The organism is Cetobacterium somerae ATCC BAA-474, from assembly GCF_000479045.1.
GTDB classification, from domain to species: Bacteria; Fusobacteriota; Fusobacteriia; order Fusobacteriales; family Fusobacteriaceae; genus Cetobacterium_A; species Cetobacterium_A somerae.
This window is the reverse complement of record NZ_KI518170.1, coordinates 79,514-92,878: the sequence shown is the minus strand read 5'-3', so window position 1 is coordinate 92,878 and position 13,365 is coordinate 79,514. Positions and strand designations below refer to the sequence as shown.

Here is a 13,365-nt window from a genome sequence, read left to right as displayed (position 1 = left end):
TATAATTGTAATAATAATAACAATAATAACAATAATAATTTATTGAAATTTGTGATGAATAATTTCCGTTATCTCGAAATAAAAAAGAATTTAAATTTAATTAGGTAGATTTATTTGTTTAAAGTAAATTTATTTAGGTACATCTTTAAGTAGGTGTATTATATAATATTAAATTAGAACTCTTAACTATTTCCGCTAATGGAGATGTTAAGAGTTTTTTATTTTTATAAAAAAATTGGAGGTAGTATTATGTATAAGACAAAGTTAGATATCATGGAAACAGAGATTGCAATTAAAGAAGTAAAGGATTTCTTTGAAAGAGATTTAGCTAAAAAACTTGATTTAACAAGAGTTTCAGCACCTTTATTCGTAACACCTGAAAGTGGTTTAAATGATGATTTAAACGGTATCGAAAGAGCAGTAGCTTTTGATACAAAGTGTAAACAAGATGCAGTAATAGTTCACTCTTTAGCAAAATGGAAAAGAATGGCTCTTCATAAATATGGTTTTGACTCTGGAAAAGGTCTTTATACAGATATGAACGCAATCAGAAGAGATGAAGATTTAAGTCCAATTCATTCTTATTATGTAGATCAATGGGACTGGGAAAAAGTTTTAGAAAAGGATGATAGAACAACTGAAACTTTACAAGAAACTGTAAAAAAAATATATAGTTCATTAAAAGATACAGAAAGTTATATTAGAAATATTTACCCTCAACTTTCAAAGAAATTACCTGAAGAGATAACATTTATAACATCTCAAGAGTTAGAAAAACTTTATCCAGAATTAACTCCAAAAGAGAGAGAACATGAACATGCAAAAAGATATGGAGCAATATTTATAAGTGAAATAGGAAAAGTTTTAGAATCAGGAGAGAAACATGATGGAAGAGCACCAGATTATGATGATTGGGATTTAAATGGAGATATAATTGTATATTATGAACCATTAAAAATAGGTTTGGAACTATCATCAATGGGAATTCGTGTATCAGAGGAATCGTTAGCTAAACAGCTAGAGATAGCAGGAGCTGAGGGAAGAAAAGAGTTAGAGTTCCATAAAAAACTTTTAGCAGGAGAGTTACCGTACACAATAGGTGGTGGAATTGGGCAATCAAGATTATGTCTATTTTTCTTAGATAAATTACATATTGGTGAAGTTCAGGCTTCTTTATGGCCACAAGAAGTAATAGAAGAGTGTAAAGCTAAAAATATTCCATTATTATAAAAAGTAAAAATAAACTTGTCTTTCTGGACAAAAAGGGTATATAATTGGTGTGTTATATACTTTTGGAGGTGAAGGATGAGGTATTTAATAGATAAATTATCTATTAAAAATGATTTATCACAAGAAGAGTTAGAAGTGTTACTTACTAATCTAACAGAAGAAGATAGAGATTATTTAATAGATAAAGCATATGAGGTAAGAAAACAATATTATGGAAATACTGTTTTTTTTAGAGGATTAATAGAAATTTCTAATATATGCAAATGTGATTGTTTTTATTGTGGTATTAGAGCTTCTAATAAAAAAGCTAGTAGATATAGATTATCTAAAGAAGAAATCTTAGAGTGTTGTTATAGAGGTTATTCATTAGGATACAGAACTTTTGTTTTTCAAGGTGGAGAAGATAGTTATTTTTCTGATGAGCTTTTAGAAAGTATAATAAAAACTTTAAAAGGTAAATACTCAGACATAGCTATTACTCTTTCTCTTGGAGAAAGAGGAGAAGAATCTTTTAAAAGATTATATGAAGCAGGAGCAGATAGATATTTATTGAGACATGAAACAGTAAATGAGAAACTTTATAAAGAGCTTCATCCAAATATGTCTTTAGATAATAGAAAAAAATGTTTAGAATATCTTAAAGAAATCGGATATCAAGTGGGAAGTGGATTTTTAATAGGATTACCAGGTTTAAAACTAACAGATTATGCTAAAGATTTAATTTTTTTAAAAAAACTTAAACCGCATATGGTAGGAATAGGACCATTTATTCCACATGAAGATACTCCTTTGAAAAATGAAAATGGAGGAACTGCTTACGATACAATTACTTTACTTGCAATAATAAGGCTTCTTTTACCAGATGTATTATTACCAGCAACAACTGCTTTGGGAACAATAGATCCTAAGGGAAGAGAGAAAGGATTTAAAGCGGGAGCTAATGTAATTATGCCAAATCTTTCTCCAATGGAATGCAGAAAAAAATATGCTTTATACAATGGAAAAGTCTTTTTAGGTAAAGAATCGGCAGAAGAGAAACTAAAGATTGAAAATAGCATTTTAGAAGCTGGTTTTCAGCCAGTACTAACAAGAGGAGATAATGTCAGATGGAAAAGAAAATAAATTTTATTGATCAAGAGTATATAGAAAAATTATTAGAAGAATCTAAAATAACAGATTATAAAGAGATAGATAGAATATTAGATAAAGCCAGTAATAAAGAGGGATTAACACATAAAGAGGTTGCATCTCTTTTACAGATAAAAGATGAAAATCAAAAGAAAAGACTTTATGAAATTGCAGGAGAGTTAAAAAAATCGATTTATGGAAATAGAATAGTTGTTTTTGCACCTCTTTATGTAAGTGATTATTGCGTAAATAACTGTACATACTGCGGATATAAAAGAGATAATAAATTCCCAAGAAAAAAACTAACTAGAGAACAAATTCAAAATGAAGTTAAATTATTGGAGAAAATGGGACATAAAAGACTTGCTTTAGAATTAGGAGAAGATCCTGTAAATGTACCTATTGATTATGTGCTAGAAGCTATTGATGCAGTTTATACAACTAAATTTGAAAATGGTTCTATAAGAAGAATAAATGTAAATATTGCAGCAACAACAGTTGAAAATTATAAAAAATTAAAAGATGCTGAAATAGGGACATATATTTTATTTCAAGAAACATATCATAAGCCAACCTATGAGAGAGTTCATCCTAAATCTCTAAAAGGAGATTATGAATATCATTTAACTGCTTTTAATAGAGCAATGGAAGGTGGAATAGATGATGTTGGTGCAGGAGTTCTTTTTGGATTAGCAGATTATAAATATGAAATTATAGCGTTAATGATGCATAATGAATATTTAGAAAAGCATTACGGAGTGGGCTTCCATACAATATCTGTACCTAGAATAAAAAAAGCTGAGGGAATGAGTTTAGATGAGTATCCTCATCAAATAGATGATGATACATTTAGAAATATTGTGGCTATAATAAGATTAGCTGTTCCATTTACTGGAATGATTCTTTCAACGAGAGAAACTGCTGAGTTAAGAAGAGAGTTAATAAAATATGGAATTTCTCAAATAAGTGCAGGTTCTTCTGCTGATGTTGGAGGATATACAGACAGAGAAGAAGGTAAAACTCAGACACAATTTGAATTAGCTGATCACAGAACACCTTTAGAGGTATTAAAAGAACTTTTAGATCAAGATTGCATACCAAGTTATTGTACAGCATGCTATAGAATGGGAAGAACAGGGGATAGATTTATGCAATTAGCTAAAAGTGGAAATATTCAAAATGTTTGCTCGCCAAATGCATTATTGACTTTAATGGAATATGCTATGGATTATGGAGATTTAGAATTAACAGAAAAAGTTGAAAAAGTTATAGCAAGAGAGATAGAAAATATAAAAAGAGAAGATATTAAAATATTAACTTTAGAAAAATTAGAAAAAATAAAAAATGGAGAGAGAGATTTGTATCTTTAGGAGGAAATTATGAAAAATACCCCAAATTCAAATAGATTACATATAGGGATTTTTGGAAAAACTAACTCTGGAAAATCATCTCTTTTAAATGCTATTACAGAGCAAAATATAGCGATAGTTTCAGAAATTGAAGGAACTACAACTGATTCTGTAGTAAAAGCTATGGAATTTTTACCATTTGGACCAGTATTATTCATAGATACTGCTGGACTAGAGGATAATACACCTCTTGGAAAGTTAAGAGTGAAAAAAACTTTAGAGGAATTAAAACGAACTGATTTTGCCATTTTAGTTATGGATGCAACGAAGATTGATATGGCATTCTATAAAGATCAGGAAATTCAATTTAAAAAATATAATATACCATTTTTATTTGTTATAAATAAAGATGATCTTTTAACTGAAAATGAAAAAGATGTTATAAAAAAGATATTTCCAAGAGCAATATTTGCTTCAACAAAAAATAGAGATTCTATTTTAATGTTAAAAGAAAATATTTTAAAAGAGATAATTAAAGAAAAAGAGGAACCAAAACTTTTAGGAGATTTGGTTCCTTATAATGGAAAAGTTTTAATGGTTGTACCTGTAGATTCTGAAGCTCCTAAAGGAAGACTAATACTACCTCAAGTCCAACTTATAAGAGAGTGTCTTGACCATGGAATAAAAAGTTATGTGGTAAGAGATACTGAATTAGAAAGTGCTTTAGAGGATATTAAAGACATTGATTTAGTTGTAACAGATTCTCAAGCCTTTAAAAATGTTGATAAAATTTTAAATAATAGAGCTAAGTTAACAAGTTTTTCAATACTTTTTGCTAGACAAAAAGGAGATTTAAATGATTTAGTTAGAGGTGTAAAAAAACTTAAATCTTTAAATCATGGAGATAAGATATTAATTGCAGAAACTTGCACTCACAATACTTCTCATGAAGATATTGGTAGAGTAAAAATTCCAAAACTTGTAAAAAATTATACTGGAAAAGAGATTGAATTTACTTTTGTAGGAGGAAAAGATTTCCCAGAAGACTTATCAAAATATGCTTTGGTTATTCACTGTGGAGCTTGTATGATAAATAAAAAACATATGCAAAGTAGAATAGATGAATCAATGTTATTAAATGTTCCAATAACAAATTATGGATTAGTTATAGCTGAGGTAACTGGAATTTTAGATAAATCTTTAGAGATTTTTAAATAAAAAATATTTATAAAAATAAAAAGCCATAAAATTAATTTAAAAAAATTAATCTTATGGCTTTTTTATTTAAACTATTAATATAAATAAATTTATATATAGCTATTGACTTCAAAATATCTGTGAGGTAATATAAGTACCACTTAAGAAAATAAAAAAGTAAAGGGAGGGCCATATGATTTTTAATCCAGTGATATTATCAGTTACTACTATGATTGTACTAAGTTTATTAAAATTAAATGTAATTCTAGCAATATTAGTGGCAGCTTTGGTAGCAGGGGCAACTTCAGGAATAGGTATAAACGAAACTATGAAAACTTTAATAGGTGGAATGGGAGGTAACTCTGAAACAGCACTTAGCTATATTCTTTTAGGTACATTAGCTGTAGCAATCAATAGTACAGGAGTAGCTGCTCTTTTATCTAAGAAAATATCTAAAGTAGTTAGTGGAAAAAAATGGATATTAGCATTAATTATTGCTGTAATAGCTTGTTTTTCTCAAAATTTAATTCCTGTTCATATAGCTTTTATTCCAATATTAATTCCACCTTTATTGAAATTAATGGATGAATTAAAAATGGATAGAAGAGCTATGGCATGTTCTCTGACATTTGGATTAAAAATGCCGTATATAGTTCTTCCTGTAGGATTTGGATTAATTTTCCATGGAATAATTAGAGATCAAATTGTTAGTAATGGTATGAATATAGAGTTAAGCCAAGTTTGGAAAGCAACTTGGATTTTAGGAATTGCTATGTTAGCTGGATTGTTAATAGCTGTATTTATAAGTTACAGTAAACCAAGAGATTATAAAGAATTATCAATAGGTGGAGTACATGAAGATATTCCAGAAAAAATGGAACTTAAGCATTGGTATACTTTAATATCAGCAATTATAGCTTTTGGTATACAACTTTATACAGGATCACTTCCTTTAGGAGCTATTGTGGCAATAGGATTTATGTTAGCTACAAAAGTTATTAGATGGAATGAAATAGATGGATTAATAAGTGGTGGAATTGGAATTATGGGATTGATAGCATTTATTATGCTGGTTGCAGCAGGATATGGAAGTGTTATCAGAGAGACTGGGGCAATAGCACCTTTAGTACAAGGTGTTGTAGGTGTTGTGGGTGGAAGTAAATTAATGGGGTCATTTGTGATGCTATTAGTTGGACTTTTTGTAACTATGGGAATAGGAACATCTTTTGGTACAATTCCAATTTTAGCAGCTATATACGTTCCTTTATGTATAGAGTTAGGAATATCTCCATTAGGAACTATTGTCTTAATAGCATGTGCAGGAGCTTTAGGAGACGCAGGATCCCCTGCATCAGACTCAACATTAGGACCAACAGCTGGATTAAATGCTGACGGACAGCATGATCATATAAGGGATACTTGTATTCCAACATTTATACACTATAACATTCCTCTTATAATAGCAGGTGTTATTGGTGGAGTATTATTCTAAAAAGGAGGCAGGATTGATTTGGAACTACTAATAGGAAACAAAAAACTAACTTTAGAGGATTTAATTAATGTTACAAGAAATGGGTACGAGGTAAAAATTTCAGAGGAAGCTAAAGAAAAGGTTGCTATAGCTAGAAAATTAGTTGATGATTATGTAGAGGAAGGAAAAATATCTTATGGAATAACAACAGGATTTGGAAAATTTTCAGATAGTATAATTTCCAAAGAGGAAACTGCAACTTTACAACGAAATTTAATAATAAGCCATGCATGTGGTGTAGGAAACCCATTACCAATAGATCAAGTTAGAGGAATAATGCTTTTAAGAGTAAATAATTTGATTCAAGGTCATTCAGGAATACGTCAAAAAGTTTTAGATTTATTAGTGGAAATGATAAATAAAGGTGTAACACCATATATACCAGAAAAAGGATCACTAGGTGCATCAGGAGATTTAGCACCATTATCTCATATGGTTTTAGTTATGTTAGGATTAGGAAAGGCTTACTATAAAGGAGAATTATATACTGGAGAAGAAGCCTTAAAAAAAGCAAAGATTAAGTCTATTAAGAGTTTATCTTCTAAGGAAGGGCTAGCTCTTATTAATGGAACGCAGGTAATGACATCTGTAGGAGCACATACAGTGTATGATGCAATAAATTTAATGAAGCATTTAGATGTAGCAGCAAGTTTATCCATGGAAGCTTTAAATGGAATTATTTGCGCTTTTGATCCAAGAATTCAGGAAGTTAGAGGACATTTAGGACAAATTAATACAGCTAAAAATGTAAATAAAATCTTAAAAAATAGTACATCAATAACAAAGCAAGGAGAGCTGAGAGTACAAGATCCATATGCACTTAGATGTACACCTCAAGTTCACGGAGCAAGTAAAGATGCTTTAAACTATATAAGAGATAAAGTTGAGATTGAAATGAATGCAGTTACAGATAATCCTATAATTTTCCCAACAGAAAATGAAGTATTATCTGGAGGAAATTTTCATGGACAACCGATGGCATTACCTTTCGATTTTTTAGGAATAGCTTTAGCAGAAATGGCTAATATATCTGAAAGAAGATTAGAAAGATTAGTTAATCCATCTTTAAATAATGGATTACCAGCATTTTTAGTTGAAAATGGAGGAGTTAACTCAGGATTTATGATTGTTCAATATAGTGCAGCTTCTTTGGTTTCAGAAAATAAGGTTTTAGCTCATCCTGCATCTGTTGATTCAATACCATCTTCAGCTAATCAAGAGGATCATGTATCTATGGGAACTATAGCTGCTAGAAAAGCCAATGAAATTTTAGGAAATGTTAGAAAAGTAATTGCAATGGAAATTTTAGCAGCATGTCAAGGTATTGATTTGAGAGATGTAAAAAGATTAGGTAAAGGAACAAATGAAGCCCATACATTAGTGAGAGAAATAGTCGAATATTATGATAAAGATAGAGTTATGTATATTGATATAGAAAAAGTAGAAGAACTAATTAAAACTAATAAGATAGTGGAAAAAGTAGAAGAGAATGTGGGCAAATTAAAAATATAGTTGGGGGTAAAAATGAAGAAGTTAGTTCAATGTGTTCCAAATTATAGTGAAGGAAAAGATTTAGAGAAAATAGAAAAAATAGCAGCACCTTTTAAGAATAATAAAAATATAAAGTTTATGGGATGTGAACCAGACGCTGATTATAATAGAACTGTAATTACTGTAATAGGAGAACCAGAAGATATTGTGGCAGCAGTAGTTGAATCAGTTGGAATAGCTACAGAATTAATAGATATGAATGTTCAAAAAGGAGAGCATTTAAGAATGGGAGCAACAGATGTTATTCCATTTATTCCAATAAAAGATATGACAATGGCTGAATGTGTAGAACTTTCAAAAATTGTAGGTGAAAAAATATGGGAAAAGTTTAAAGTACCAGTATTTTTATATGAGGAATCAGCTACAGCACCTAATAGAGTTTCGTTACCATCTATTAGAAAAGGTGAATTCGAAGGAATGAAAGAAAAATTAAAGTTAGAAGAATGGAAACCAGATTTTGGAGAGAGAACTCCTCATCCAACAGCAGGAGTAACTGCAGTAGGAGGAAGGATGCCTCTAATAGCTTTTAATATAAATTTAGATACAACAGATATAAATATAGCGAAAGAGATATCTAAGGCTATAAGATTTTCAAGTGGTGGATTTAGATTTATTCAGGCTGGACCAGCTGAGATGAAAGAAAAAGGAATTGTTCAAGTAACGATGAATATAAAAGATTACAAGAAAAATCCTATTTATAGAGTATTTGAAACTGTAAAAATGGAAGCAAAAAGATACGGAGTTAATGTTCTTGGAAGTGAAATAATAGGAGCTGTTCCAATGGAGGCTTTATCTGATTCAATAGAATATTATTTAGGATTAGATGGGTTTAAAATAGATAAAATAATAGAGAATGAGTTATTAAAGTAGAATTTTTATGAGGTGAGTTTATGAACGCAGATTTAATAATTTACAACATAGGGCAATTAGTAACAGGTAAAGAGATACCATTAAAAGATGGAGAAAGTCCAATGGAAAATATTGAAATTTTAGAAAATGGATATATAGTAATTTCAGGAAATGAAATAATGGAAGTTGGACAGGGAGAAGTACCGTCAAAGTTGATAAAGTTTACAACAAAATTAGTAGATGCAGAAGGATGTGTAGTAACTCCTGGATTAATAGATTCTCATACTCACCTAGTGCATGGAGGTTCTAGAGAAAATGAATTTTTAGATAAAATTCAAGGTGTGCCGTATTTAGAAATTTTAGAAAAAGGCGGAGGAATATTAAGTAGTGTAAGAGCAACTAGAGAGTTAAGTGAAGAAGAGCTTCTTGATAAAGCAAAAAAATCCTTAAGAAAAATGTTATCATTTGGAGTAACAACGGTAGAATCTAAAAGTGGATATGGATTAGATAATGAAACAGAATTAAAGCAGCTTAAAGTTAACGAAAGATTAAACCATGAACAAGAAATTGAAGTAGTTTCAACATTTATGGGAGCTCATGCTTTACCAGAAGAATATAAAAATAAAAGAGAAGAGTACCTTGAGAAGATTGTAGATTTACTTCCAATTATAAAAGAGCGTAATTTAGCTGAGTTTTTTGATGTCTTTTGTGAAGAGGGTGTTTTTTCAAATGAAGAAAGCAGAAGATTGTATTCAGAGGCTAAAAAATATGGATTTAAATTAAGAATTCATGCAGATGAGATAGTAAACACTAAAGGAGCAGAGTTAGCAGTAGAGTTTGAAATGAACTCGGCAGATCATTTAATGGCAATAAGTGATGAAGGCATAGAAGCTCTTAAAAATAGTAAAACAATTGCAAATCTTTTACCTGGAACATCTTTTAGCTTGGGAAAAGCATATGCACCTGCAAGAAAAATGATAGAATCAGGTGTCCAAGTAGCATTATCAACAGACTATAATCCTGGATCATGTCCAACGGAAAATTTACAATTAATAATGCAAATTGCAGCTTTAAAATTGAAGATGAAACCTAAAGAGATTTTTAAAGCAGTAACTATAAACGCAGCAAAATCTATTGGTCGAGAAAAAAGAATAGGTTCAATTGAAGAGGGAAAAAAAGCGGATTTTGTAGTATTTGATGCTAAAAATATAGAGTATATTTTATATCATTTTGGTGTAAGTCATACAAAAAAAGTTTTCAAAAATGGATGTTTAGTTTATAAAAAAGTAGGAGGATAAATGAAGCTAGTAGACTTATCTGTTAAAGATTTTTTAAACATAGTTGACTCTAAAAGTCCAGCCCCAGGGGGAGGTTCAGTATCAGCTTTGGTATCAGCATTAGGGTGTACTTTAGGAAGAATGGTTGCTCACTTAACTTTTGATAAAAAAAAATATAAAGAGTTACCTGAAGGAGAACAAATTATTTTTAAAAATTCTTTTGAAGAGATTGATGATTATAGAAAAGTTTTAGAAGAACTAGTAGATAAAGATACAGAGGCGTATAATTTAGTTATGGCAGCTTACAAACTTCCTAAAGAAAATGATGCTGAAAAAGAAATTAGAAAAATAACTATTGAAAAAAATCTAAAATTAGCAATTGAAACACCTTTAGAAATTTGTAAAATTTCAAAAAAAACTTTGAAAGCATTAAAAATTATATTAAAATATGGTAATAAAAATGCAATTACAGATTTAGGTGTGTCAGCAATACTACTTTACTCTGGAATAGAAGGTGGTATTTTAAATGTCAAAGTTAATTTAGCAGGTTTAGATGATGAACGATTTAAAATGGAAACTATTAATCAGTTAGATGAAATATTAGTTACATCAAAAGAGTTAAAAGATGAAATTTTAAATGTAGTTAACAATAGCCTATAACTTTAAACAGTAAGAGATGACATAGAAATTATGTCATCTTTTTTTTGAAAATTAAGTTTTATAAAGGAGATACTAATGATAAAAATAGCGATAATAGGTACTAGTAAAATTTCAGATGAATTTGCAAATGCTATTCAAAAAGTTATGGGATGTGAGCTTAAAGCAATTTATTCAAGAAATTTTGAAAATGGATTAATGTTTGGTAAAAAATATGGAGTAGAGGATATAATTATAGAGTTTGAAGAACTATGTAAAAGACAAGATTTAGATATGGTTTATATAGCAAGTCCCAACTCGTTGCATTATAACCAGACTTTAGAGTTATTAAAAAATAAAAAACATGTGTTATGCGAAAAACCTATGGGAATTAATGAAAAAGAAATTGAAGAGATGTATAGAGTAGCTTATGAAAATAAAGTAAGTTTAATGGAAGCTATGAAAAATACATTCTTACCTAATTTTAAATCAATAGAAAAAAATATCTATAAAATAGGTGATGTAAGAGGTTTTATAGGAAATTTTTGTCAATATTCATCGAGATATGATAATTTAAAAGATGGAGAATTAACAAATATTTTTGACCCTAAATATGGAGGAGGAGCGCATTTAGATATTGGTGTTTATCCATTGTATTTTATATTGAGACTTTTTGGAATTCCATTAAATAGTAAAATAATAAATTACACTTTAGATAGTGGAGTTCCTGGGATTGGAAGTGCACTTTTAGAGTATAAAAATATGGCAGGAGTAATAGTTTATTCAAAAATAACAAACAGTTATATTGGAAGTGAAATTCAAGGAGAAAAGGGTTCAATTATAATAGATAGTATTTCTAATATAAAAGAGGTAAAAATTTGTTATAGAAATGGTGAAATTGAAAATATTAGCGTTCCTCAAGAAGATAATAGTATGATTTATGAATTAGAAGAATTTATAAGTTTGATAAAAAAAGGTAAAGTTGAATCAGATATAAATACTAAAGAAATATCAAAAGAGGTAATAAGAATATTAACACAAAAATAGAGGAGAATATCTCCTCTATTTTTATAATAATCATAAAATTACTCAGATATTTCAATAGTTGCTTTACCACTAGTATTGAAAATAGCTGAAATAGAATCATTATTTATGTTTAGACCCACGATTTTAAAAGTATTTATAGTAGATTTTAAATTTACATTCTTTTCTAGTTCAATATTTTCAACTTTTGTTTGTAAGTAGTTTTGAGCTAATTTCATTTCATTTGTGGGATTAAAAGATAGGTAATTATTTTTAATTAAATTTATTATTTTATTTTTAAAGAAATAATTTCCTATTTTTAGTATAACGCTATCAGTTTCTAATGTATAATCAAAATCGTCACCACTTAAAGTTCCAATTTCATTATTAAAATTAGGTTTTACATTAGCTTTTATAATTCCACTTGGGTGTAAAAAGCCAAAGATAGATAAATTAAAGTCAGATGTAACATACAAAGTTGAGTTTTCTGAAGATATATTTATATTTTTTATATTTGAAGATATACCTGATGTCAATTGAATATCTTTATTAGTTAAATTTGTATTTATAACTTCATTTAAGCTTTTATATGATGCTGAAACAGGTAATATAATATTAAATGAATCATTTACAAATCCATAATTCATACTAGGAAGAGTTGTAAGATTTAAAGCAGCAGGTTTCTCTCCAAAGTATAGATGAAGATTAACATCACTACCAACTTTAATTCCTAAGTTATTATCAGTAGTAACTAAGTTAGAATATCTTGCTGATTGTGGGTTTACTGTTAGCCAAAGTTTATATTCAGGATTAACTAATATAGGCTCTTTAAATTCTAACCAATATTTTTCAACAAGAGATCTTAAGTCAAAGGCTTGTATTTTATTATCAAGTTCGTTTGTAGCAGTTCTTAATTTTGAAACAATACTTTTTTCCAAACTATCTCCAATATTTATATCAGTTTTTAAATTAAGACCATAAATATTTAAAGTTAATGGTAAATTATTGTTAGAGATATTTAAAAATGGTGTACTATTAGCACTTATTTGCCAATTAGGAGATATACTAACGATACTTGAAATTCCAGCAGTACCATTCAGTGCAATTTCAGTACTTTGACTTTCTCTACTCCAACTTGCTTTAAAGTTTCCATTGATATTAGTCACAGCTTGAATTTGTTGTTCTTGTGCTGAAAAACTAATAGGAGAACGATTTATTTTGTAAGCCCAAACAAAAGATTCTGAAAACTGTGAGAATTTTTTATCCACACTTCCAAGGATATCAAGTCCAAATCCTAATAGATTATTTTTACCACCATTAAAAATTTGATTTCCAGAACCTGAATCTTCAATTGTATAAGGTAATTGATTATTAATAATATTTTCAACAATAGATTTCTTCATCATAATATCTACATCAACCTTAGATGTAGAATTATCTTCTGAATAGGCATATGTTCCTAAAATAAATGGTAGAGCAAAAAGTGATAAACAATATTTGTTGGTAAAAATTTTATTATACTTCATATAAACCTCCTGTTAAATAGGTTAAAAGATATAAAAATATAGAAGTCACAATGGACTTCTATATTTTG

General features: G+C 28.9%; 11 protein-coding genes. 10 read left to right on the top strand and 1 reads right to left on the bottom strand.

The window, feature by feature from the left end; all coding sequences use genetic code 11:
• The first annotated feature begins 246 nt into the window (after nt 1-246).
• From asnA to HMPREF0202_RS08000, 10 genes are all read left to right on the top strand, one after another.
• The gene (gene asnA, locus HMPREF0202_RS08045) at nt 247-1,230 is read left to right on the top strand and encodes an aspartate--ammonia ligase (RefSeq protein WP_040406937.1); all 984 of its coding nucleotides are present in this window, start codon (nt 247-249) and stop codon (nt 1,228-1,230) included.
• 75 nt (nt 1,231-1,305) lie between these two features.
• Complete coding sequence (hydE, locus tag HMPREF0202_RS08040) at nt 1,306-2,352, top strand: [FeFe] hydrogenase H-cluster radical SAM maturase HydE (RefSeq protein ID WP_023050384.1); 1,047 nt, start codon at nt 1,306-1,308, stop codon at nt 2,350-2,352.
• The gene (hydG, locus tag HMPREF0202_RS08035; protein ID WP_023050383.1) at nt 2,337-3,728 is read left to right on the top strand and encodes a [FeFe] hydrogenase H-cluster radical SAM maturase HydG; all 1,392 of its coding nucleotides are present in this window, start codon (nt 2,337-2,339) and stop codon (nt 3,726-3,728) included. Before hydE ends, hydG begins: the two co-directional genes overlap by 16 nt.
• Nucleotides 3,729-3,737: 9 nt before the next feature.
• A complete protein-coding gene (hydF, locus tag HMPREF0202_RS08030; protein WP_023050382.1) occupies nt 3,738-4,925 on the top strand; it encodes a [FeFe] hydrogenase H-cluster maturation GTPase HydF in 1,188 nt (395 codons plus the stop codon).
• A gap of 172 nt (nt 4,926-5,097) precedes the next feature.
• Nucleotides 5,098-6,396 carry a Na+/H+ antiporter family protein gene (locus HMPREF0202_RS08025; RefSeq protein WP_023050381.1) on the top strand — a complete coding sequence of 433 codons (1,299 nt, stop codon included), beginning with the start codon at nt 5,098-5,100 and terminating at the stop codon, nt 6,394-6,396.
• 18 nt (nt 6,397-6,414) lie between these two features.
• Nucleotides 6,415-7,947 carry a histidine ammonia-lyase gene (gene hutH, locus HMPREF0202_RS08020; RefSeq protein ID WP_023050380.1) on the top strand — a complete coding sequence of 511 codons (1,533 nt, stop codon included), beginning with the start codon at nt 6,415-6,417 and terminating at the stop codon, nt 7,945-7,947.
• A 12-nt stretch (nt 7,948-7,959) separates the two neighbouring features.
• On the top strand, nt 7,960-8,856 hold the full coding sequence (gene ftcD, locus HMPREF0202_RS08015) for a glutamate formimidoyltransferase (protein ID WP_040406916.1): 897 nt from the start codon (nt 7,960-7,962) through the stop codon (nt 8,854-8,856).
• A gap of 20 nt (nt 8,857-8,876) precedes the next feature.
• Complete coding sequence (hutI, locus tag HMPREF0202_RS08010; protein WP_023050378.1) at nt 8,877-10,133, top strand: imidazolonepropionase; 1,257 nt, start codon at nt 8,877-8,879, stop codon at nt 10,131-10,133.
• Entirely contained in the window at nt 10,134-10,772 is a 639-nt protein-coding gene (locus HMPREF0202_RS08005) for a cyclodeaminase/cyclohydrolase family protein (RefSeq protein ID WP_023050377.1), read from the top strand. It abuts the gene before it with no gap.
• A 75-nt stretch (nt 10,773-10,847) separates the two neighbouring features.
• Nucleotides 10,848-11,795, top strand: a complete 948-nt coding sequence (locus HMPREF0202_RS08000) for a Gfo/Idh/MocA family protein (protein WP_023050376.1) — start codon at nt 10,848-10,850, stop codon at nt 11,793-11,795.
• Nucleotides 11,796-11,833: 38 nt separating this feature from the next.
• Here the strand turns inward: HMPREF0202_RS08000 and HMPREF0202_RS07995 are convergent, their stop codons facing one another.
• Entirely contained in the window at nt 11,834-13,297 is a 1,464-nt protein-coding gene (locus HMPREF0202_RS07995) for a DUF4403 family protein (protein ID WP_023050375.1), read from the bottom strand.
• Nucleotides 13,298-13,365: the final 68 nt, after the last annotated feature.